Raw genomic sequence first — 26,986 nt, forward strand, 5'->3', positions numbered from 1 at the left:
CGATGATCGAACGCCTTTTCCGGTGGTTCGGTGGCAGGAAGGCACGAAGCTTCACACCGCGCTCGGAAACCAGCCATCTAACCGGGCTCGCGCTCGAGACGCTTGAGCCCCGTTATCTGTTGTCTGCCGATATCATGCCCTTTGCGGTGGACATGGTCGGTGATGGCGGCGCTGACTACAGCCTGCGCTATGACAACCTGATCCAGGCGGTCCAGGTTTACGACAACAGGTCGAGCCTCCTCGTTGCACAGCGGAATGCTGCGGAAATCGACTATATCCGGGTGACCGGTACTGCTGCGAACGACACGCTGACAATCGATTTCGGCACGGATTTCCTTCAGGCGCTCGATATCGATTTTCAAGGCGGCGCCGGCGACGACAGACTCTCGCTGACCGGCGGCGTGTTCGATCTCGTCGAGTTCGCGGTCGATGGTGCAGGCTCCGGTGTGTTTACCGCCGTAGACGGCGAGATTAGCCATCGGATCGGTATCGGTGGCGTTTCGACCGTGACCGATGCGACAACCGCGCAGGAGCGGATCTTTGCCGACATGACGGGCGAGGGGCAGACTTTGCGTCTCAGCGATGCCGGCACGCCGGGAGACGGGTTCTCGACGCTTGACAGCATCAATGGTGGCGCGCTGGTGTCCTACACCTTTGCTTCGCCTAATCTGAAGCTGACGATCGACACCGGCGCCGGCGACGACACCTTCGTCCATAATGGATTCGACAACGCCGTTTCGGGCAAGGTCCTGCTGAGCGGTGGGGCCGGCAGTGACGCAGTGATCGGACCGCCGGAAGATACCGACTGGAACATAACCGGATTGAATTCCGGCAACGTTTCAGGGGTGTCTTTCGTCGAGGTTGAGAATCTCAGGGGTTCTGCCGACAACGAGGACACCTTCTTCGTTTCAGCTGGCGGCGGTCTGACCGGCGTCATGGACGGTGGTGCCGGCGGCTTCGACAGTCTCGTTCTCGATGGCGGCGTCTTCCATTCCGTCACCTACGTTGCGACCGGTCCCGCGTCCGGCACGATCACCCGCGATGGTCAGGTTCTGCGCTACGATGGCCTGGAGCCGATCACAGACAATACGGTCGTCGCCGATCGTATTATCGCGACCAGCGATTTCGACGACGAAGCAAGGCTGAAGGATAACGGTGACGGCACTCTGACGCTCGAGTCGCTGTCGCTTATCCCGACCTTCGAGAAGGTTACCTTCGCCAAGCCCACCAACAGCCTGACAATCAAACTTGGCGCCGACCTCGGGATCCCGCTGCTGTCGAAGGATGTCCTAACGGTTACCGGTGTCAATCTCGGGGCTGCAAGCTTTACTGTTTTTGGCGAGAACGCTGCCGATACGGCTGGCGATGACGGCAAGGACGAAGTCTTCATCGAGGGGACGAACACATTCGGCGCCCTGGCGGTTCATGCCGAAAAGATCACGGTTTCAGGTGGTGTTTCGGCGACGACGGTCACCCTTGTGGCGCTCGCCGAAGACGACGGCAAAATCACCGGCGGCGCCTATTTCGCGACACCCGAGGCGATCATCGACCTCAGCGGCGCGACCATCACCGCCTCTGGCGCCGTGCAGATCTCGGCGACGGCGGATGCGACCGTTTCGGCTTCGACCGCGGAGGTAGGGCCGCTCGAAGGTGTCATCGTTACCGTTCTGCCGGAGGCGAGGATCAGATTTGACAACAGCACGTTGACGGCCGCGAGCCTGACGGCCGGCAGTTCGGTCAGCATTTCGCTGACCGCGGCAGACGAAGGCGATGCAAGCGAGAACGACACGACCAAGGATGCTGCGGTTTCCGTGACGGTTGTTCTCAGCGATTCCATCACAGAAGTGCTGGGCGGCAGCGCCCTCAACGTATCCGGCGCCGTTTCGCTGACCGCCGACACCCAGCTGGCACTGACGACAACCGCGGATGGCGGCTCGGGCTCCAAGGGCGCGAGCGTTGCCGTTTCGGAAGTGAACGCGACGACGCGCGCCTATATGGCGGGCAACTCGTCGCTCAACGCCAATGGCGGTAACTTGCCCGATTCCGCCGCCTTCAGCGCGACTTTGACCAGCAATGTCAGCACCACCGCGATCTCCAGCGCCGGTGGTTCGAACCAGGGCGATGGCACGAGCGAATCCGAAAAGCGGCTCGCCGACCCGAACCAGGACAGCAATACCTCGGACAAGGCGGCGACCAGCGGCGGCGACATCACCTTTGCAGGTGCCGTCACGGTTTCCGATTACCGGACAACGACGGAAGCCTATCTCGATAGTTCCACCCTCGTTTCCGCAAGCACACTTGCCTTGACGGCGACCTCCACGGAGAGCGTCACGGCAGCCGCCGACGGCTCGGCTACGGGCAGCGCCGGGACCGGCGTCGGCGTGGCTGTCGCGCTTGGCATCGCCGATGTAACCACCCGTGCCTATGTCGCTGGAACGTCGGATCTGACGGCGAGCGCCGTCAACCTCAATGCCACGCTGAATGCCGGCGACAGCTTTGTCGTGACGGCGGAAGCCGGTGCGGGCGGCGCCGAAACCAATGTCGCCGGGGCTCTCGCGATCAACATCATCATGACCGACGTCGAAGCCGTGATCGAGGCCGGTGCGACGGTCGATCTCAATGGCGCGGACCTCAGCCTCACGGCCTCGTCGACCACTCACGCCGAGACGGCCGCCACCCCCAATGGCGATGATCTCGGTGAAGCCGGCGAGACCGGCATCGGTGGCTCGGTGGCTCTTGTCGTCATCGACAACAATTCCATCGCGGAGCTCGAAAACGGTGCGACGGTCACGGCCGCAGACGACGTGACGCTTTCGGCAACCGGCAGCCATGAATCCGAGACGACGGCGGAAGCCGGCGGCACCGGCGGCAGCACCGGCATCGGTGGCGCAGTGGCGATCGACGTGATCGACAACACCACCCGCGCCTCGCTCGGGACGGACGATGTCGAGCTCGACATAACCGGTGATTTCTCGGCAACGGCAACACATCATGGGCTGAGCACGACCACGGCTGACGGCACGGCGATCGGTTCGACCGCGGTCGGCGCCGCGATTGCGCTTGCCTTCGTCGACAACCGTGCGATTTCGACCACGAACCGGAATCTGCGCGCCGACGGTTCGGTCAGCCTGTCGGCGCTCGGCGATGGCTCCAGCAAGGCGGAAGCGAAAGCCAGCGCCAAAGGCGCCGACAAGAACGACGAATCCGCCGATGGCAACACCAAGGCCGATCAGCAGAAGCAGAAGCAGGTAGACTTCGCCAACAGCAAATCCGGCGATGCAGACAACACGAGCCAGACCGCCAATACCGGCGGTGGCAGCGGTGGCGATGTCGGCGTCGCGGCCGCGCTTGCGATCAACGTCTCCGACAGCGAAGCGCTGGCCAGCATCGCCATTGGCCGCACCGTTACGGCTGGCGACGGCGCCGGAACCGGCGGTGTTAGCCTGCAGGCGAAAAACAACATGGATGCCTCGGCCATCGCCGATGGCAGCGCGACGCTCGAAAGCGAAACCTCGGGCACGGCGGTCGGCGCCGCCGTGGCGATCAACGTCGCGGACATGAGCAACAGGGCGATCATCGGCAACGGTGCGGTTGTCAACGCCGACGGCGGCGTCATCCTGTCTGCCACCATGAAGAATGTCGGCGGCGACCAGAAGAACGTCTTCGAAGCGCATTCGACCTCCGGCGCCAGCGGTGGCGACACCGGCGTTGCCGGATCGTTTGCGCTCAACGTGTCGGATGCCACAGCAGAATCGGCGATCCGGCCTTCCGCCAGCGTCACGCTCAGCAGCGACGACGCTTCGCTGACGGTCTCCAATATTTCGGAAAGCAGCGCGGTCGCCGAGGCGGATGCCGAGAGTGCCAGCACCGGCGTCGGAGCCTCCTTCGCCATCAACGCAGCCGACAACACGGCATCGGCCAAGGTCGAAAATTCCGTGGTCCTCACCGGCCTCGACGACCTGACGCTCAACGCCACCGGTAGCCACAAGACCACCACGACGGCGGAATCCGGCGCGACAGCCGAAGATGGTACCGGTGTTGGCGGCGCCATCGCGATCACTGTTGCCGACAATGTGACGGAGGCAAAGCTCGGCACCGGCGGCCTTATCGACCTTGACGGCGCCTTCGCCGCGACCGCGACCCACCATGGCGACAGCGCGACTTCCGCACTCGGCGACGCAATCGCCGGGAATACGGCCGTCGGCGCCGCTATTGCGCTTGCGTTCGTCGATGACAGCGCGACGGCGAGCACCGCCCGCAACATCACCGCGGATGGCAATGTCAGCTTCTCAGCCCATGGCGATGGCGCGAGCAAGGCCGAGGCTACAGCCAGTGCCGCGGGTGCGGACAAGGATAAGGAAAGCGACAGCGGCAACACGACCGCTGACGACCAGAAGAACAAACAAAAGCAACTCGCCAACGAGAAATCGGGCAAGACGAACACGGGTGACAAGTCCGCAACGAGCCAGGGCGGTACCGGCGGGGGCCAGGTAAGCGTCGCCGCAGCGCTCGCCCTCAACGTCTCCTCGTCGCTTGCCGTCGCCTCGATCGGTGATGGCGTCACGATCATTGCCGGGCAAGGTGGGGACACCGGAGCGCTTCAGCTCCAGTCCTCCAACAACATGAATGCCAGTGCCACGGGCGACGGCAAGGCGACGACCACGAGCAGTGGCACCGGCGTCGGAGTCGCCGTTGCCATCAACGTTGCGACCATGCGCAACGAAGCTTCGGTCGGCGCCGGCGCGCACATCACGGCCGACGGCCTCACCGCATCGGCGACGATGAAGACGGTCGGCGGCAATGCCGAGCACAATTTCGGTGCGAAATCCACGTCAGGTGCGAGCGGCGGCGAAACCGGCGTGGCGGGCTCGTTTGCGTTGAGCGTTGCAACCACCAATACGCTCGGCACGATTGGGCTCGACCACGGCGGTGGCGGCACGACGTCCGTGACGCTCACTGGCGGCAATGTCAGCCTGCAGGCAACCAACACGACCAAATCGACGACGGAAGCGACGGCGCATGGTGCCGGCAGCGGCTCAGGAAGCACTGGTGTCGGCGCATCGATAGCGCTTGGTATTTCGCTCAACACGACCTTCGCCGGGATCGAAAACGGCGAAACGATCAGCGGCAACACCGACAACTTCCAGGCATTTGCCACCTCGAACGATACGGTCACCACCACGGCAAAGGCGGGCGCAGCCGGCAACACTGCCGTCGGTGGCGCAATTGCAGTCGCCTACGTGGATAATGACACGGATGCACATATCGGCTCGGGTGCTGGCGGTGCGATCACGCTGACCGGAAATCTCGCCGCGCAGGCGAGCCATGCCAGCACGATCCACACGCTCGGCGACGGCGAAGCGGCCGGCAGCAATGTCGGCGTCGGCGTTTCGCTCGCTTTGAATATCGCCGAAGTGACCAACGATGCCTTTGTCGGCAGGAACTTCTCCGGCCCAAACAATGTCAGTGTCACCGCCACGTCGACTTTCGACACGAAGGCAGAGTCCAAGGCGAGCGCTAAGGGAAATGATACCTCGAAGGCGAATTCCGACCAGGAGAGCAGCAACCAGACGAACATGGCGCAGAACCAGAGTGGCGGCTCGAAGGCGCCGACCCAATCTGGCAGCAGCAGTCTCGGCACCGCCGATAGCAATAGCACGAATGAGACGGGTAAGTCGACACAGGGCGGGACCAGCGTCGCCGCAACGATCGCCGTCAACTTCCTCGACGCCGACAACACCGCGACGATCGCAAGCAATGTCGTGATCGGGTCTTCGGGCGCGATGGAAATCGCTGCGACCATGACCACCGATGCGCGTGCGCTCGGCACGGCGACGGCGACCAACACGAGCGCCAATACCGGCGTTGCCGCCGCTGTCGGCCTCAATATCGCCTTGCTCGACAATACCGCGCAGGTCAATTCCGGCGCCGATCTTACCGCCGGTTCGATCAAGGTGCGGGCAATCACGGCCGATGGCGAAAGGAATACCTTCCAGGCGCGGGCACTGGCAGGCGCCGTCTCGAAGAACACCGCCGTCGGCGGCTCCGTCGCGATCAACTATCTCGACGTCAATTCGAGTGCCATCATCGGCAACAACGCCGATCTCGACGCCAACGCCGGCGGGATCGCTATCAATGCGGTCAGCGTCAACGAGATGCAGAGCATCGCCGGCGGCGCGGCGCTGAGCCTCAATGGCGGCACCGGTGTCGGCGTCGCGGTTTCCATCAATATCGTCAACGATCTCAACACCAAGGCCGACGTCGGGACCGGCGTCGATGCCGAGGCGAGCGGCGCGATTGGTGTCACGGCCCATGCCGAACTGCTGCCGATTACGGAGAGCATTCCTGTCATCGGCAATCTGGCGGTGACCAGCTTTGCTGCCGGCGTTGCGGCAAGCAACGGAACGGCGGTGGGCGGTTCCTCAAGCGTCAACGTCGTCTTCATGGAGACGCATGCCTTCATCAATGACGGCTCCGATTTCGACGGCATTGGCGGGGTGACCGTCGAAGCGACCGATATCTTGACCATGGTCAGTGGTGCTGGCGGCATCGGACTGTCCGGCGGCAGCAATGCCGGTGTCGGCATCGGCCTCGACGTGAATGTCATCATCCGCAATACCAGCGCCTGGGTCGGCGGAACTGCGGATCTAGGTGCCATTGCCGGCAATATCCTCGTCAATGCCGATTCGTTCGACACCATCACCTCGATTGCCGCCACCTTCGGCTTAAGCCTCAGCGGCTCTGGCGTCGCCGCGTCCGTCGGTGTCGTCGTGCTCGACACCTCGACCGAAGCCTATCTCGAGACGGGAACAGCACTCAACAAATCCGAGCTTCATGCCGGCGGAAATGTCTCCGTCAAGGCAACCGGTGACGCCAAGATCTTTGCGCTCGCCGGCGGCATCGCCTTCGGGCAGGGGGCCGGCATCGGCATCGGCGGCACGGTCTTCGTTCACATCGACGATGTGAAAGCCGAGATCCGCGGCCACGCCGACGTTGAAACCGGCGGCCCGGCAGGCCTCGACGTCTCGGCCATTTCGACCGAGGACGTGACCACGATCGCCGCCGCCGGTGGTGTATCGACCAGCAGCGCCGCCGTGGCTGGTTCTGTCGCTGTCACGGTGCTGACGGAAACGACGATCGCGCGCATCGGCTCGAATACGGCGGTCACGGCCCAGTCCGGTGCAAACGATCCGGGTGTTGCCGTCTACGCCTATGGCGAGACGGATCTCCTGACGGTTGCGGGATCGCTTGCTGCGTCCGGCGGCAGCGCCGCAGTTGGCGCCGGCGTGAATATCGCGACATTGATCAAGACCACGCAGGCATCGATCGATTCCGGCATGGATATGGATGCCGATGGCAACATCAAGGTCGAAGCGACCAGCAACGAGGACGTCGGCTCCTTCTCGGTCGCAGCCGGCGGGGCCTCCTCAGCCGCAATCACGGTCTCGGCGGATGTGTTCATCTTCGACGTGAAGACTCGCGCCTTCATCGGCGACGATCCGATCGACGGCATTGGCAATGCGGGCCTGACCGACGTTCGCGCCCTTGGCAGCGTGCTGGTGCAGGCGGTTGATGAAACGGAGCTCGATCTGATCGTCGGCGGCGTTGCCGTCGGCGGCAGCGCCGGCGTCGGTGTCGCAGCCGGTGTGGCCGTCGTCACCAAGACGACGGAATCGTTCATCGGTGAAGACGCGCGCGTGACCGGCGAGGGCCAGCACAGCGTGGCTGCACGCACTGGCCGGTTCGACATCAGCTTTGCCGGATCGCAAAGCATGGGCGATGGCTATGACCCGCAGACCGACGGCCAGGTCAGCAAGGACAGTCTCGAAGCGGGGGTGCCGGTCAAGCAAGGGGGCGGGGGCCTCGGCCAGTTCAATGACCTCGACCAGGATGAGAGCGATGACGGTACCCCAACCGATCCGGGCTTGACCCAGCAGCGGACGGCGACGGCCGCCGTTGATGGCGGCTTCCGCGGGGTGGCGGTTTCGGCAAGCACGAAGGACGATATCGAAACGGCGGCCATCAGCGTCGGCGGCGGCGGGTCCGTCGGTGTCGCCGTCGGTGCGGCGGTCAACGTACTCAACACGACGACGACCGCGCTGATCGGGGAAGGTGCCCGCATCAATCAGGACATGAGCGGCAGCGGCAATGCTGGACAATCGGTTCTGGTCGCGGCGGCGAGCGACTTCAGCCATCTGGGCGTTGGCGCAGGTGCCGCCGTCGGCGGATCTGCTGCTGCCGCTCCGGCCGTCGACGTGTCGGTGGTAACGACGAAAACGACGGCGATCATCGGCGATGACAGTCTGGTCGATGCGAACAATGACGTCGCGGTCATTGCGACGGCGAAGGAGAAGGTTCTCGTCGTCTCCGCCGGTCTGGCGCTCAGCGGTGCCGTCAGCCTTGCCGGCGGCGTCTCGGTCGTCTCGATCGATGCGGACACCTTTGCGCGCATTGGGGATTCGACCGTCGAGGCCGGGGGCGACGTTGCCGTCATGGCCAAGGACGACTCGCAGTTCACCATCGTTTCCGGTGCGGTCGCCATCGGTCTCGCCGGCGGTGGTGCCGCTGGCTCCGTTGGCGTCGTCAACGTCACCAAGGACACTGAAGCGACGATTGGCGAGAATGCCTCGATCGATGCGCGCGCCAACGGCGCGGGCATCGCGAATGTGCTCAACGGCAACATCGCCACGAGCGGTGGCGACCCGACCGGCTTCTCGACGCTTTCGGGTGAGGCCCATGGTGTCATCGTCCAGGCGCAATCGTCCGAAGTCGTCACCCACATAGCCGTTGCCGGCGCGGGCGGGCTTTATGTCGGCATTGCCGGCGCGGTCAGTGTGACAATCATCGATTCCGACACTTTGGCCGCGATCGGCGATGGTGCCGCGATCAACCAGGGCTTTGCCAACTACAAGCTCCACCCGGCCAATGTCGGCCTGGCACAGGGTGTCTACGTCAACGCAGCCAATGATGTTCGTATCACGTCCTTTGCCGGGTCGGCAGCCGTCGGTTTCGTCGGCATTGGCGGCGGCATCGATTTCGGCAGCATCAAGAACGATACGACCGCCTCGATCGGCGCGAATGCCGACATCCTGGCGCGCAACGATGTCGCCGTCAGCGCGGACTCGATCCAGGTCCTCAAGGGCTTTGCCTTCAGCGGCGTTGGCGGCGTCGTCGGCCTCGGTGCGTCGGTGTCCGTCTGGTCGATCGGCCAGGACTTCAAGGACGGTTATACCAACGAGAAAGAAGGCACGTCCGACAATGCTACCACGGGCGGTGGCGACACCGCCGCTTCTGATGCTGGCGAGAAGACCGACGGCGGCGTCGGCGAACTGACCGGTCAGATGACCGGCTTCAGCGGCGACGGAAATGCGCGTACAGCCGATTCCCGCGTCCGGGACAATATGCAGGGCGCATCGAACCGGTTGAGCGACCCATCGTTCTTCTCTGCCGCCGACCTGAATGCTGCCCTGGCTCCAACGAGTGAGGAGCATGGCACCACTGCGACCATCGAAGCCGGTGCGGAGGTGGAAGCCGGCCACGATATCCTGGTCGTATCGCGCCAGAACATGAAGGTCGATCTGCTGATCGGCAACGCCGCCGTCGGTCTGGTCGGCGCCGGCGCAGCTGTTACGGTTCTCAATGTGTCCGAGCAGGTCAAAGCAAAGGCCGGCGGCAATCTCAAAGCCGGCAACCAGATCAAGGTCGAAGCTGAACTCGACGAAGAGATTGATGTAACCACCGTCGCCTTCCAGGGCGGGTTTGTTGGCCTCGGCGCCTCGGTCATCGTTATCAACGATACCAGCCGCGTACAGGCGCGCCTGCTCGATGGAACCGTGGTGGATGGCGCAAACCTGCTGTCGGTTACCGCATCGAACACGCAGGATTTCGACGTCACGACGACGGGCATACAGGCAGGCCTATTGGCGGCCGGCGCCTCCTATGTCGACCTCAATATTGGCGATACCGACGACAACACGATCGAATCTCTGGCGAGCATCGGGGCTGGCAGCCAGATCGGCCAGACCGACACGGTCGGTGCGATCACTGTGCATGCGGACTCGACCGTCGACGCCAAGGCGGAGACCTTTGCGCTCGCCGGCGGTGCGCTCGGCCTCTCGTTCAATTTTGCGCTGATCGATGTCGAGACCAACATCGAAGCATCGATCCTTGGCGGCGCAAACATCGATGCCACCGGCACCGTGACGCTGGAAGCGCTTTCGAGCCACAATGCCAAGGGCGATGTTTTCGCGCTCACCATCGGTATCGGCGCGGTCGGCACGAGCTTCGTGACGGTGAATGTCGTACCGACGACAAGTGCGCTGATCGGTGGCAATTCGACTATTACAGCCGGCGGCATCGTCATGCTCGCCTCCCACAATTTCGCCGGCGAAACGGCGACGGATCGTGGCGCCAAGGCCTTTGCCGAAGCCTCGGGTGGCGGCCTGTTCAGCGGCCAGGGCGCCGTGCCCACCGCCAAGGCCAACGCCATCGTCAACGCTACGATCGGCGCGGGCGGCAGCCTGACCATTACTAACGACATCGATATCAAGTCGCGCCTGCGCAACTACGCCGTCGCCAACACCGAGGCGAATTCCTTCGGTGCGGCCGCTGTCGGTGCAACCGATGCCGAAGCGACCGCTAACGGCCAGTCGAACGCAGCGATGAATGCCAATATCGTTTCGGTTCGCGACATCGGGGTCGACGCGCTTGCGATCAACGGCGCGCTCGCCGTTGCGGAAGCGACAGGCGGCGGCGTCCTCGGGGCGCTGACGCTCAACAGCGCCACGGCAACCGCAAGCCCGTCCTCCGTTGCGGCGACCATCGGCAACAACACGTCCGTTCAGTCCGCACGCCATATCCGGCTCAAGGCACTCGCTAACACGGAAGGGGATTCGAAGGTCGTCGGCGTGACGATCGGCGGCGTTTTCGGCGCCGGCGATTCCGATGCCACGACCAATGTCAGCCCGACCGTCTCCAGCACCATTGGCACTGGCAGCGTCATCAATGCGACCGGCACGGTTTCGGTCGAGGCGATTGCAGCGCCCATTCCGGGCACGCAGCCCGACTATGCAGTCGTCGACGCCGATGGTGTCGCCAACACCATCACCGTCAACAACCATGGTCTCGTGACCGGCGATACCGTCGAATACGATGCCGGCAGCGGTGGCGCGGTGATCCCCGGTCTTAACTGGCCTGATCCGCAGGATCCGGCGGTCAACCGTCAGTACAACGTCATCAACGTCATCGATGGCGGCAATGTCGACCCGAACAAGCTATACTTCGGCTCGACTTTCAATGCCGCAAGCATCGATTCCGAAACCGAGATTATTACTTTCCAGGGTGCGCATAACTTCATCAGCGGCGATGCCGTGCGTTACTATGCCGGGCCCGACGAAACGGTTAACAGCTTCGGCCTGACAGAAGGCAATCTCTACTACGTATTGGTTATCGACGAGTCCCATATCAAACTGGTCAATACGCATGACAAGGCGGTCAACCCGCAAAACTACTTCAAGAACTTCCAGCCCGACGACATCGCCGGCAATCAGATCACGATCTCCGGTCATGGGTTCACCAATGGCATGGCCGTCACCTATGACGCGCCCGACGCCAAGACCTTCGTCAGCCGGCAGGTCGATGTCCATCCGACGGCACTCAATCCCGATGGCTCACCGATTGACGACGGCACGCAGAACAACATTCGCTTCTTTGACGACAACGGCAACGCGCTGAACCATGGGTTCAGCGAGGGCGAGCACGTCGTCTACAACGTCGAAACGGAAACGGGAGCGCCCGGAACGCCGATCGGGGGGCTGTCTGATGGCCAGACCTACCGTGTCCACGTCGTCAATTCGACGACGATCCAACTGAAACGCAATGACGTGGTCACCGAACAGGTTCAGTTCGTCCGCAATGGGGCCGGCGACCGGATCATCCGTACCGATGGCGAGAACTGGGCCGATTTCGGTTTTGGAACTGGTACTCTGTTCATCAGCGGCGCCGGTGCCAACAGCGGTACCTACACCGTTACCGGCGTCAGCGGCAGCACGCTGATCCTGTCGGTCGTCAACAGTGTTACTGAAACGACGCTCACCAAGACCTTCGATCAGTCGATCATCACGCTCACGCCCAACAAGGCGAAGACTGCCGACGACATCCATTCGCTGATCAACGCCAAGAATCTGCCAATCGGCGGGCTCGAAGACGGCAAGACCTATTATGTCCGTGGCGTCAGCGGGCCCGGCGACGATACCTTCGAACTGTGGGACGCGCCTTCCGGCGGCACGCAGATGACGTTGACGCCGACCGGGCTTTCCGGCCCCTACGCCAACCATCGCATTGGCGCGCTGGCCGTCGACATATCGAGCGACAGCACGAGCGAGCAACAGCTTCGGATCGACATCAACGATGCAGTGACGTCGGTAGCTGGCGGCCAGTTCCTGTTCGGCCCAGGCGAGGTCTCGCTCAGCGAAATCGCGCCGCAGTCAGGCGACGGCGTATCCTCGGCCTATTCAAAGGGTTCCGGCGGCGGCTTTGTTGGCGTCAACGGCAATGACGCCAATATCACCAGCAATCCGAACGTGACCGCCACGATATCGGCGACGCTTGTAACGACGAGCGGCGATGTCTCGATCACCACATCGGCCACCACCAATACGACGGCGCACGCGGTCAACGGCACCGGCGGCTTCGTCGCCGTCGGCGACGCGGATGCCAACAGCTACCAGGACATCAACAGTGTTGCCTCGGTTGGGGACGGCACGCGCATCGTCGCCGGCAAGAACGTCACCGTTGCATCCAGCACCAATGCCAATACCGGAGCCTCGTCGCATGCGAGCGCCGGCGGTGCCGTTGGCTTGGCTTCGCCGACGACCGTAGTCTGGATCGAGTACAACAGTGCCGCGACGATCGGCGCCGACGCGATCGTCGTCGCCGGCGAACTGGCACGGCTAACCGCCTATTCCGAAGCCGGCGTTTCCGCCAAGTCGACCGGTTCAGGCGTCGGCTTCGGCGGAGATGGCGACGCCGTCACGCATGTCTATATCGGTGTTGCGGATCCGAACCCCGATCCGGATCAGGCCGACACGATCGCAACGCTCGGCGACCGGGCTGTTCTGAGCGCCAAGCGGGCCGTTGCCAGCGCGAAAGTCGGGCGCTTCGACGTCTTCGCCGGCAGCGACGGCCGCGGCGCCGGCTTCTATGGCGAAGGCCAGGCCGAAAGCACCATAACGGCCCGGCCGAAGGCGGAAGTGCACATCAATGCCGACGCCGAACTGACCGGCTGGGAGGGCGTCGACCTCGTCACCCGCTACGACAACGTCAAGACGCATGCCAAGTCCTATGCCCGTGCCACAGGCCTTTTCGGCTTCGTCGATTCCGATGCGCACAACGACACCGACGTGGCGTCGAAGATATTCGGCGCCGCCGGCGCTCTGATCACGGCCGGCCCGCGCGACAATGCGGATGGTGTTCTCGGCCATCCGGATTACCCGCAGGAGCCCGCGGCATCGAGCGAACACCTGGCGCTCTATGCTTCCACCGTCAACGGCTCGATCTCGCAGACGGATGACGCCGACCACAGCAAGCGTTCGCTTGCCGCCGGCGGCTCCGATGGCAGCAGCCCCGACGAGCGGCCGCAACAGATCGACTTCAATTCGGATGTCCTCATTCTCTCCGGCCGCTCGCCAGAACTGGTTGTCAAACAGCTCGTCATCGGTGCTGACGGCCAGATCGACGTCGCGGTCGAGGTGACCGTCAACGATAGCGCCAGCGGTGGTGGCAGCAGCGAAGGAGAGGGCAATACGATCCAGAGCGCCGACATCGTCGTCAACGACATCGTCAATCCCGGCCCGGGCGACGTCGTCTTCGATTCCGACACGATGGTCGGTTCCGGCGGCACTTGGACGTTCCGCGACACGCTGCAGCGCGTTACGATCCGCAACGAGTCCGACAAGGACATCGTCATCAACAACATCGATGTCGTCACCGACGAGCAGCCGCTTGCCTGGTTGAACCCGTCGAAGACAGTGACCCTGACGTTCAACATCGAGCGCGAGGTGGCGCCGACGCTGATTGAGATCACCGACACGGGCGGCCGGTCGGATATCTATATCAACGGCACCATCGAAAACCCGATCGGGACCACCTCGATCGTCAATACCGACGGATCGGTTTTCGCGACCAACGATCGCGGTGTGCTCGGCAGCGACGGCCGGGAATCCCTGATCCGCACGCACATCCTCAATATCCGGGCGGACGAAAACGTCGGCACGACAGGGAACCGCGTCAACATCGACATCGTCGACAGCGCCGGCCTGCCGCAGCTTGTCACCTTCGATACCGGCCGTGTCAGCGGCTTGACGGAGCAGATCTTCCTCGGGCACGAAAACCGCTTCTATACCGGCCAACTCGTGCGCTATGACGCGGTCAGCACAGCGATCGGTGGGCTCGTCGATGGCGGCTACTACTATGTCATCGCTTCCTCCGACGGCCTGAGCGTCAGGCTGGCAAGCACGCTGGCGAATTCCCTCGCCGGTGTCGCGATCAATCTTTCGCCGAGCGGGCCGCTCACCAACCAGCACAGCCTGATTGCGGCGGAGACATTTACCGTCGATGCCGTCCAGAACATCAACCTCGACCTCAAGGCCCTGTTGCGCGAAGACCTCGGCGGCGGCTACTACATTGTCGAAATCGACCGGATAAGCGCCGGCGATAGCGCCAATGTGCTGCTACAGGCGAGCCTCGAGCAGAGCGGCGCAGGCGCCTCGGGCGGCGTGCTCGTCAAGGCGCCGAGCCAGGCAGCCGGGATCACCCATTACAATTTCTTCCGGCCGGACAGCGGCCTTCCTGAAGAGCTGAGCCGCGGCGTTTTCGGAACCGGCAACATGCCGATCGCTTCCACCTACGACTTCCGTGGCATCGATCCGGCTACCGGCAATCGGTCTCTGCCCGGCCTCCAGGCCGGAGCGGTCACCAGCGGTGGCGATATCATCGTCGCTGCAGCAAATCCCGATCCCGGCGCAACGACGATCAATGTCCTCGGAATCACCGAAATCACCGGAAACGGCGATATCGATGTGGTGACCAACGGCTATATCGCCTTGAGCGAAAAGACCGGCGACATGCGCGTCGAGCGGATCAAGTCGACCGCGTCGGACGTTCTGCTCTATTCGCCGCGACGCATTCTCGATGCGCGCGGCCTGACGGAAGGCGATGTCGAAGCCGATGTCGCCGGCCGCAACATCACCATGGCCGCCGGTGTCGGTCTCTTTAACCCGAACCATGCACAGGTCGCTGCGCAGGTTCTCAACCCGACGCTGCTCGACATCAATTCACCGCTTGGCGGTATCGGCCTGCCGACCGATTTCCTCGAGATCAACGTCGACATCCGCAACGGCCTTGGTGGCCTCGGTGTCCTCAGGGCATTCGATACGACCGCAGACAGCACGCTCGGCATCTTCCTCGATGAAGTTGTCGGCGATCTGCTCGTCCACACGGTCCATACGACGCGTGACATCTCGCTGCGCACCGTCTCGGGCTCGATCCTCGATGCGCGCAACAACGGCGCCGGCGATGATTTCGCCGACCTGCTTGGCCAGAGCATCGATCTCGACGCCAATGGCGGCGGCTCCATCGGCGCCTTCAACAATGATCTGGAGATCGATTCCTCACGCGGCTCGTCGAACGACGACGTCGCGCTGGAAGCCGACAACAACATCTATCTGGCGGAAGCACCCGTTAATCCCGGCGAGAGCGCCGGCAACCTCAGGCTCGTGCTCGCCCATACCTATGACGGCGACATTCGCATCACCGTGCGCGAGACGGCGGTCCAGGGCGAGAACCTCGACCTGCTGCACAGCGGCAGCGCGCGCTTCTCCGAGGACGGCCTCACCTTCCCGACCTTCCAGTCTGATGCCGAGCGTCTCATCCCGCATGGCCAGATCTTCGCCGAGAAGGGCAATGTGCAGTTGCGCGTCGGCGACAACGTCACACTCGACTCCAACAGCGAGATCCTGGCCGCCAAGCGGATCGACATCTACGGCGACGTCACCGCCTTCGACGAGGCCATCACCCTGCTTGCCAATGCCGATATCGGCTTCGGTTCGGTCATGCTGCTGCGCGGGCGCATCATCGCCAACGCCGCGGTGACCCCCGGCAACAAGACCAACGGGACGCCGGTCGGGACAGCCGCGCCGAAGACGACGGCACCGCACCCGACGAATCTGACCTGGATCTTCGGCAATACCGATGTCGATACCATCCAGTTCGGCGATCCCTCGGGCGCCGGCGGCACCAACAGCCAGGGCAGCCCCGGCTATATCTTCCTCGGCTCGAAGACGCGGGCCTATGGCAGCCAGAACCTCGACCCGACCAACGCCGACGGCGAAGATCGCTTCACGGTCTACTACCTGCAGGATACAGCGACGCAGACATCACCAAACATGACGACGGCAGCCGAACATACGCTGACGCTCGACGGTGTCTCCGGCAGCGACCTCTACGAGGTCTACACGCTCGGCTCGAACAATCCGGGCCTCGGTAATGCCGGTACGGACTTCAACCGCAACTACGTCATCAACGTGCTCGACAGCGGGCGCTCCAACGACGGCGTCGATGCTCTGAACGTCTATGGCTACAACTCGGCATTCAACGGCAAGGACGGCGACGGCAACAAGCCGATCGACGACATCTTCCTGCTGCGCGGCGCGAACTATCTGCCGCATGAAACGGCTGATCGCCCGGCCTATGTCGCGATGGTCTATGGCCAGCCGACCACCTATGCGGACACGATCGAAGACAACGAACCGTCGAACGAGAGCGCACGCATCAACTACGACACGGCCCTCAATGGTCGCGTCACCGTCGAAGGCCTCGGCGGTAACGACAACTTCTATTCCGACGATACGACGGCGATCGTGTCGCTTCAGGGCGGAGCGGGGGACGACGCCTTCCAGATCGGGCAGATCTTCGGCAACAAGCGCACCGACGATCCGGAAAATGGCGTCACGCCGTTCTTCGGCGGCGGCCTGCTCGCCCAGGACGTCTTCCCGGACATGGTTGCTACGACTCGCGGCTGGCTGAGCCCCGGCATCAGTGCGCCGCTGGTCGCGCAGGGCGGAACCGGCAACGACGAGTTCCGTGTCTATTCGAACCAGGCTGAACTGAGGCTCGAAGGCGACGACAACAACGACCTGTTCATCGTGCGCGCCTTTGCGATCGCCGCTGTTGCCAACCAGGATTGGAATGGCGACGGCATGATCGACCAGGACGACCTGCCGGCTGTCACGCTCGACACCAATGGCGATGGCGTCATCAACTTCGCCGACGCCGATTCCACGCCCGACGACTACACCGACGACGTGATCGTTCGCGACGACCAGGGCGTTGCCATGCCGATCATCGGGCTCGGCTTCTCTGTTGCGCGGGCGCCCGACATCCGCGCCGGTGGTGGTGAGGACGAGGTCCAGTACAACGTCAATGCTCCGGTTTCCGTCGACGGCGGCACGGGCTTCGACAAGCTCGTCATCCTCGGCACGGAGTTCGCCGACGACTTTGCGATCACCGAACGTGGCATTTTCGGCGCCGGCCTTAATGTGCGCTACACCACGATCGAAGTGGTCGAAGTCGATGGTCTCGAAGGTGACGACGAATTCTTTGTCCAGTCGACCGCTTTCGGCGTTGCCTATCGCGTCATTGGCGGCCTGGGATCCGATACGATCAACGTCACCGGCGACGTGACCGAAGACATCGTGACCCGCGAGCTCGAAGGGGCCTCCGGTGCTGTCGATCATCTCGTCACGTCCGGTGACGCGCTCTACGACGGTGTGCTGGTCGACGGTTTCGACTACAACGTCGCTTCCGGAGAAGAGGGCATCATCCGCATCGACGAAACCGGCGGCTTTACTGCCGTGCGCGAAGGCGGCCCGGTCAATGTGGACAGCTACACGGTGAAGCTGGCAATCGCTCCGCTCGCCGGCCAGGTGGTCTATGTCACCGTGTCTGCGGCACGCTCGCCGCAGGAAGAGGAAGACGGCACACTGTTGAACCCAGCGCCCTTGCCGAACGGCCTTGGCGATACGGTCTGGCTGTCCACCGTCAACCCCGGCGGAACCGTCACCGACAGCGACTTCCAGCATGTTGTCATGGTCAACGGCGTACCGCAGATCATCAAGGATCGCGCGGTCGTGCTGCGGTTCGACAGCGGCAACTGGATGAATCCGCAGATGGTCTACGTCTATGCGCCGGACGACCCGCGGGCAGAAGGCGACCGCGTGGTCGTCATCCAGCACAGCGTGATTTCCGATCTGAGCGGCGTCGACACCAATGTCATGGACATCGATGCCGAATATCCCGACGGCGACCCCTTTGACGCGGCTGACGTCCGCAATGTTGAAGTGCTGCTCAGGGACAACGACACACCCGGGATCTATGTCACCGAGGTGGCGCCTGGCACGAACATCGAAGACGGCCGGTCGCTGGTCATCGAAGGCAGCCCGACGACCCAGTTGACGGACGAGATCCTCGTTCAGCTTTCGACGGCGCCGGAAGTGGGTGACATCATCGTCGTCAAGCTCTTCCTCAACGAGGCGAGCGACGAGGATATCCAGATCTTCGATGTCGACGATCCGACGAACATCTTCAACTCGGTCGGCGACCGCATGTACAAACATGCCGACGGCTACTGGCGCCTAACCTTCGACCATACCAACTGGGATGACCCGGTTCGCATCGGCGTTCAGGCGCGTGACGATATCCCGCGCGAAGATCCGCATACGGCGGTCATTTACTTCCAGCGCGACGACGTTCTGACGACTGACGCCGACCACGACTATGTCTTCCCGAATCTGCGCTCCGGCCCCGGCTATGTCGACATCGAAGTCATTGACAACGACACGGCCGGCGCCGTCGTGCTCGAAAGCGGCGGCACGACGCTGCTCAATGCCGATGGCAGCGACACGGACGACTACACGATCCGGCTGACGAAGGCGCCCAGCACCACCGTACAGGTCGCGATCGTCACCGATGGACTGGCGGATGCCGTCAGCGTCAACGGCGTCGCCGTCACACCCGGCTCGGGCTATACGGTGATCGGCGGGCTCCGGCCGACGCAGATTTTCGACGGCAACCTTGTCTTCAGCAATGACGGCTTCAACGGCAAGATTACCCGCGGCACGGGCGCCGATCTCGGCAGCTTCGTCGATGAAGGCTTCTTCGTCGGCCAGCAGATCCGCGTCGGCAACGCCGGCGGCAACAGCGGTGATTATTACATCACCGCGATCGACACGGTCGACGGCAAGTTCATCAAGGTCGACCGGACGTTCGGTACCGGCGGCCAGCTTGCCGATGTCATCCTCTCGGACCTCGCCAGCGATGGCGCCTTTACGGGCAATATCCAGTTCCATACGGTCATCGAGGACGGCACGCCCACCTATCGGATGACGATCGCCGGCCTTGCCGACGATGCGGACGGCTGGCTCGCCCATGGCTTCCTGGAAGGCCAGTGGATCCGTGTCTTCGACGCCGCCGACAACGTTATCGGCAACTTCAAGATCGCGATCATTCGCGGCGAGAACGACACCAAGGATGCCACGATCCAGATCACCTCGGAGAACGCTGGACTGCTGCCGGTCGGCAGCACGCTTGCGGGCGTCAAGGTGCTGCGCACCGCGGCGGTCGCGACGTTCAATCCGGGGAACTACTATATCCAGCAGACGGTCGTCCTGCAGGCGGACGACAACTACGACATCCCCGTCACGCGCGAAGGCGTGAAGGTCTTCCCGGCTTCGGGACATTATCTCTCGAAGCTGCGCGGACCGCTGGCTGTTGAAGGCGGCCCGACGGGCGCTGACCGTTCACTGGAAAACGGCCTGAAACTGCCGGGTGAAGCGGACGACTTCCTGATCGCCATCGGCGCCCAGCCGCCGGAATCGCAACAGATCGATGTCCTCAACATCTTCAACGACACCAGCAAGGAAGATGTCGACGGCATCATGACGCAGACGACGCTGACCGGCTTCAACATGGCCGATGATCTGAGCCTCGGCCTCGGTGTCACCGGCGACCCGACCTTCGGCGAATCGGGCTTCTTCCCGGGCGGCATCAGCTTCGGCAAGATCAGCGTCGGTTCTGACGGCCAGTTCGGCACCAATGCGACGCAAAGCACCATCGAGGTCGTCAATCTGATGCTCGGCGAGGGCAATGATGGTCTCGTCATCCAGGGCACGCTCGATCCGGCGCCCTCCGTTCAGGTCACCAATAATTTCACGGTGACGCCGAACGGCAGCAACGGCGGCACGATCGAGCGCGCGGGCTTCGATTGGAAGTCCGTGGGCTTCCTCGTCGGCCAGACCGTGAAGATTGCGGGGCAGGTGGGCACCTGGACCGTGGTCGCGATCAACGACGCCCTCATCGATCCGCTGCATCCGGAAGAAGGCGCCGACCCGAACGACAATTCGATCCTGGTTCTCAGCGGCCCATCGCTCGCTGGCGTTGCCAGCGGCGCACTAACCATCACCGCGATCGACAAGGACGTGATCACCGTCAACAAGTCCGTCGACGTCGCCCAGACGATTGCCGGCGGGATCATCGTGCGTACCGATGGAGGCTCATGGACCGGCTTTGCGGTCGGCGATTTCATCACTATCGACGAGGACTTCGCGAAGGGTGAATACCAGATCGTCTCGATTGTCGGCTCGACGATGCGCGTCACCGGCGGTCAGCTCGCGCTCGTCAGCGACGCGCCCCGGACCATCAACCGCATCAACCCGGTCACCAACGCGATCCTGCAAACGGTGGTCACCGATGTCAGTATCGATCCGACCTATACCGGTGGCATCGTCACCCGTCAGGACGGCATCAAGTGGGCGGACGAGGGTTATCTTGCCGGTCACCTCATCACCATGGTCGATGAAAACGGCAAGCGCGACTTCCGCATCATCGAGATCTCCGATGACGGCCTCTCGCTGAAGCTAGAAGGCGCATTGCTCGCCACACAGAACGATGCGGTCAAGAGCTTCTATGTGCAGGGTGCGCATGGCGGCCTGACGCTCGTCCACGGCGGCGGCAACATGTACCTCGAAAGCGCCGGCAAGATGAACATTGCCAGTGCCGGCGGTGGCTCGATCGTCGTGACCCGCCTCGATGGGCGCGACTGGTCCGAAGACCGGTACCAGGTCGGCCAAGTCATCCAGCTTGAGGGCGAGACCTACACCCGGACGATCCTTGCCATCGTCGACGCGACCCTTCCGCCGCCGCCGAACTCGGCCCTGACCTGGGGCGATCTCAGCGCCCTGGTATTGAGCGCGCCGAACACCCACATCGGGCAGGGCGCCGGCGTCTCGCTGCCGGCCGATGCGTTCAACAGCTACGCCGAACGCTCTCTGCATGTCGCCGAAGCACGCACGATCACGGCTTCCGGCACGATGAACGTTGCCACCAACAGCCTGACGCGCAGCGCCGGGAGCTGGCAAGCAGACGGCTTCTATGTCGGCCAGAAGGTCTATGTCAGCGGCTATGCCGGACTGTTCACGATCCAGGCGCTGACTGCCGCGGTGATGACGTTGCAGAACGTGGCGTTGACACCGGCAACGGGCGTCCAACTGACCGTGTTCGGCTATGACACCACACTCGATGGCGGCAAGCGCGTCGGCGGCGACTACATCAAGGTCAATGGCGGCGCCGGTCCGAACTCGCCGCTCGTCATCTATGGCGACACCAGCCAGGATGGCATCTGGTATTCCGGCCAGCCGCACAACGTGCTCGGCATGGAATTCGGTGAAAAGCCGTTCGATCCCTTCCCGCAACTGCAGGATGGCGAGAACGAAGACGATGAGTGGGTCTTCCCGCTCGCCAACCCCTACAAGCTCGCCGGCAACGACGTCATCGACGCCAGCGCACTGTTTGCGGGCGTTGCAGGGGGGAGTCTGCCCAGCGTCGGCCTGACGATCTATGGCGGCGCGGGCAACGACACGATCTATGGCAGCCAGGCCGGCGATCATCTGGCCGGTGGTTCCGGCGACGATCTGATCATCGGCAACCGCGGCGTCGATCATATCTATGGCGACAGCGGCGTGAACGTGAACATCTTCACCCGCCAGCTCTTCATCGACACGGTCGACAACAGCCCGCTGCCTTCCGCCAACCCGAACACCGACACCAACGGCACCACGATCAAGCCGGTGAAGTCGTCGGTCCGCGATCTCATGCAGGCAGGCCGTGACCTGATCTTCGGTGATGGAGCGTCCCATCTCGGCTACGGCCCGAGTGCCGTCGCTGCGGCCGGCGTACTCGGCGACTTCGACGACATCATCTTCGCCGACCATGGCATCATCGAGATGTTCGTGGACGATCCGAACCTGCCGTCCGGTCTCAAACAGCGAATCCAGACGACCGAGCTCGTGCTCGTGACGGCGATCAAGTCGGCCGAGCTGCAGAACGGCGCCGACGATATCGTGTTCGGCGGGCTTGACCGCGACGTGATCGTCGGCGGTGCCGGCCATGACATGCTGGACGGCGATCAGCAGGACGATCGCATCTTCGGCGACAACGTCTACCTCACCCGCCAGGGAGGCGCCGACGGCAACTTGCTGGACGACACATTCAGCAAGCGCTTCCAGACCTTGGCCGGCGCGCTGCTCTACAGCCGCACCGACAGGCCGATCCCGTCTGGCTTCGGCACCGTCACTGGCGACAACAGCGGTCTCCTCTTGGTCGACGGTATCGCACGCCGTTACCGCGACCCGGACGGCGCGCCGTGGTGGAGCGAGTATGCGGTCGACTATGCGACCCTTCACACATTCGCCTTCGACCAGGGAGCTGCCGGCGTTGGCAGTTTCGGCAACGACTACATTGCCGGCAGCGAAGGTCATGACGAAATCTTCGGCCAACTGGGTAATGACGTCATCCAGGGCGACGGCGGTATCGAACTTGCCTTCGCCGGCACGTCGCATGTCGGCGCCTCCCGGACGTCGGGCGGTGTTGCCGATCCGATTGGCCCGTTGACGGTGATCGCATCCTTTGCTGCTGCGAGCGATGGCCAGGACTACATCGAAGGCGGTGGTGGCGATGACCAATTGTTCGGCGGCCTCGGCCAGGACGACCTGGTCGGCGGCTCGTCCTCGTTCTTCAGCCTGACCGATGCAAATGCACGGCCTGACGGCGACGACTACATCTTCGGCGGTACCGGCGCCGAAATCGACCGGAACGACCTCGACCTTCCGGGCGACGGCACCCTTGCGGCTGCGCGTTATGCCCGCGATGCCGACACCATGGTCGGCGACAACGGCAATATCGTCCGTATTGTCGGGATCAATGGCGTCGATATCAACCCGAACGGGCTGGCAAACCAACAGCTCTACGTCCGGTACAATTACGATGTGAACGATCCGGCCCGCACCGGCGCCGAACGCATCGTCGTCCGCGGCGTGCACCTTCTCGACTACACACCGGGCGGCCCGGATTTCCGTCCTGACCTGTTCTCGAAGACGAACCCGAACGACGCGGCCTATCGCAACGAATTCGGTCTGTGGGCGAAGAATGACATCGGCGGTCATGACGAATTCCACGGCGAAACCGGCGACGACATCGCCTATGGCGGCGGTGGCCACGACCGCATGTTCGGCGATGCCGAGAATGACGATCTAATCGGCGGTTGGGGCAATGACTGGATCTCTGGCGGTACCGGCCAGGACGGCATCCTCGGCGACGACGGACGGATCTTCACGAGCCGCAACAGCGCCACCTATGCCGAGCCGCTTTACGGCGTCCTAGCCCTCCTTGCTACCGACCCGGATCCCCGCACCAGCCAGGGCGACGTGCTCAACGAATTCATCTACACGCCCGGGCAGGTGCAGACCGAGACGATCAATATCGGCGGCCAGCTGAAGAAATCCGTCGACCTCACGCCCTATAACCTGAAGCCGAACGCACAGGGCGCAGATGATCCGCTGTTCGACGCCAATGTCGTCGACGACATCATCTTCGGCGGTCTCGGTGACGACTTCATCCATGGCGGCGCCGGTGACGATGCCGTCGGCGGCGGCGAAGCCCTGCCGCTCAGCTACACCCAGCGCTTCGAAAACGGCGTCGTGGTCGGGCTGGTGCGCACCGATTTCACACGGCCCTGGAACCCGGGAGACATCCTGCGCTTTGGTGCCGATACCGATCCGTGGAACGCACCGAAGCCGGTTCAGAGTAAGCTCGGCGAATTCTTCCTCTATGACGAATACGATCCGCGCCGGACGATTCTGTTCAATGCTGACGGAACCGTCTGGAAGTCGGGTGCTGCGCCAACACAATTCCAGTATTTCCTCAACCTGGTCGACAACGAAGGACCGTTGGTCAACGGCGCGATCGCGTTCTCGCCCAACGGCACACCGATCGCCTTCGCCGACCGCAATACGGACGGCAGTGACGCCATCTTCGGCGACCTCGGCAACGACTGGATCGTCGGCGGCACAGGACGCGATCACATCTATGGCGGCTGGGGCAATGACCTCATGAATGCCGACGATGTGCTTAGCACCAATGGCTGGATGAACGACCAGCCGGAAACGCATCCGGTCTACGAGGATCGTGTCTTCGGCGGCGCCGGGCTCGACATCCTGATCGGCAACACCGGCGGCGACCGCCTGATCGATTGGGTCGGCGAGTTCAACAGCTATCTCGTGCCGTTCGCTCCGTTCGGCATCGCGACGGTCAGCCGTCAGGTGCCGCCGCAGCTCTTCGACTTCCTCTATGCGCAAGCCTTCAGCGATGGTGTCGACATCACCCGCACGGCCGATACCGGAAGCGTCAATGGCAGTGACCAGTACAGCCATGTGTCGCAGTTCCAGGGCGGAGTCGAAGGCGAAATCGGACTCGTGACGCAGAAGGATCACGGCATCTGGCAGGATCAGACCGGCGGTCCGACCGATCCGCAACCGGGCAATATCCCCGGTGGACGACGCGACGTTCTGCGCACGGCCGACTTCAACGACGGCACGCTCGACGTGTTCGCCGCCGACCAGGGCAAGTTCGCAGTCTCGAGCGGCATGATGACCGTCGAGTCCGAGACATCATGGGGGCAGGCGGCGGCGGTCTTCTATGCCGACCAGTACCTGCCGATCTATTTCGAGATCTCGGCCAAGATCACCGCCCAGAAGCCTTTGGCGGGCTGGAAGGCCAACTCTTATGTCATCTTCGACTACCACTCGCCGACCGACTTCAAATGGGCTGGTATCAACATCTCGAATGACAAGATCGAAATGGGCTACCGCGATGCCAGCGGCTGGCACCAGGTCGCCCAGTCGAACAAGCCCGTCCAGTTGAAGGCTGGCATAGCCTATGACGTGCTCGTTGCCGTCAACGGCACGAACGTCACGGTAACGGTCGCGGGTGTGAACTGGTTCGGCTACACCTTCGCACCGAGGATCGAGGAAGGCGTGCCCGTGGGCCTCAACCGCGGCCTGGTCGGCGCCGGCAACGATGGCTCCAAGTCGAAGGTGGACAACTTCTCGGTTCAGATCCTGCCGCCAAACCTGTCGCTTGACTATACCGACAACTTCGACGCAACCAGCCGGTTCCCGATGAGCGGTACGGCGGCCACGGGCTGGACGGTCGCAGGTGGTCGCTTCGTCGGCGCCGCCGGCGCTTCCATCAGCACGTTCAACCTTGGCACCAAGCTCCGGGCGGACTCCTACCTCGAACTCGAGGCCAAGCTACTGACGGCAGGCACGGGCGGTATCGTCTTCGACAGCTATGGTCCGAACGACTACAAGTTCGTCGCCCTCGATGCCGTCAACGACAAGGTCCTTGTCGGCCACGTCAGTGCCAAGGGCGGCTATAAGATCGATCAGTCCTTCAGTCGCGTCCTTGATGTCGGCGTCGACTATACTTTGAAGGTGATCTTCAAGGGGGCGGCGGTCAGCATTCAGGTGAACGGCGGCCTCGTCGGCACCTATGGCTTCAATGCTGCACTGGTCGATGGCGGCTTCGGCACGATGTCACGTGTCGGATCAAGCTCGTTCGATCGCTTCCTGATCCGTACCAACGATCCCGCCTTCAACACGTCGACCAATCTGCTGGCGGCGACCGGCGGCACGACCGTCGCCGGTGGCGAGATCACGAGAGGACAGGCACTCTCCGTGCTCGACGATGCCGTCGCCCTCTGGGCGAAATCGGGACTGCTCGATGCATCAACCTTGGCGCGCCTCGGCACGATCGACCTGCAGATCGTCGATCTCGAGGGCGACCGACTGGCCGAGGCCGTGTTCGGCGCAATCAGGATCGACCGCAACGCCGCGGGACGGGGCTGGTTCGTCGATCTCACGCCGCAGGATTACGAGGAGTACAGCCTTGTCGACGGTAAGTGGCAGGCGATCGGTGGCGGCCCAGCCGCGGGACGCTTCGATCTGCTCTCGGTCCTGCTCCATGAAATGGGTCACGAGGCCGGATTGGTCCACTCTGCCGACGATGCTGTCGGCGGCGTAATGGCCGAAACGCTTGAGGTCGGCGAGCGCCGGTTGCCGCTGCCGGCAACCCAGTCCGAAACGCGAAACGACGCCCAGGTATTCGATGAGGAGCTCGGTCTGTTCGTAACCCCGACTGAGCGACGGCTGATGAAACTTGCCGGCATCAGCGCCTCGGATCTCCATATCCCAGGGGTTAGCGAGGCGAACGAGACAGCCGCGGCATCCGGCTGGGCCGGAAGCGCCAGAGGCGCTCTGGCGGCCGCGTGGCAACCGGCAACGGGCGGGGGCGATGGCATAGCGCGCTTCGGCAGTAGCGACGAGAAGTCATGGATCTTCGACGAGGCAACCGGCACGTTTGTCGACCCAACGGCCTGGACACAGGTCGGAGATCATGCCGCCAAGACTTCAGGCGCCGGTGAGAATGATGCGGATGCGAGTGAGCAAGAAGTGTTGAACGGCATAATCGAGTGGGAGGCCCGAAAGGGACTGCTTTCTCGACTGGTCAGTCTCTTTGGAGGGCGCTAGCGTGCAAGTAA

The 26,986-nt window shown here is 63.1% G+C and carries 1 protein-coding gene; it reads left to right on the forward strand.

The window, feature by feature from the left end; genetic code table 11:
- Positions 1 to 2: 2 nt before the first annotated feature.
- Positions 3 to 26,975, forward strand: coding sequence for an LEPR-XLL domain-containing protein (locus ACTJKE_RS22135; RefSeq protein WP_440692392.1), 26,973 nt, complete (start codon positions 3 to 5; stop codon positions 26,973 to 26,975).
- Positions 26,976 to 26,986: the final 11 nt, after the last annotated feature.

This window comes from Ensifer sp. 22521 (assembly GCF_052044795.1).
Lineage (GTDB): Bacteria > Pseudomonadota > Alphaproteobacteria > Rhizobiales > Rhizobiaceae > Ensifer.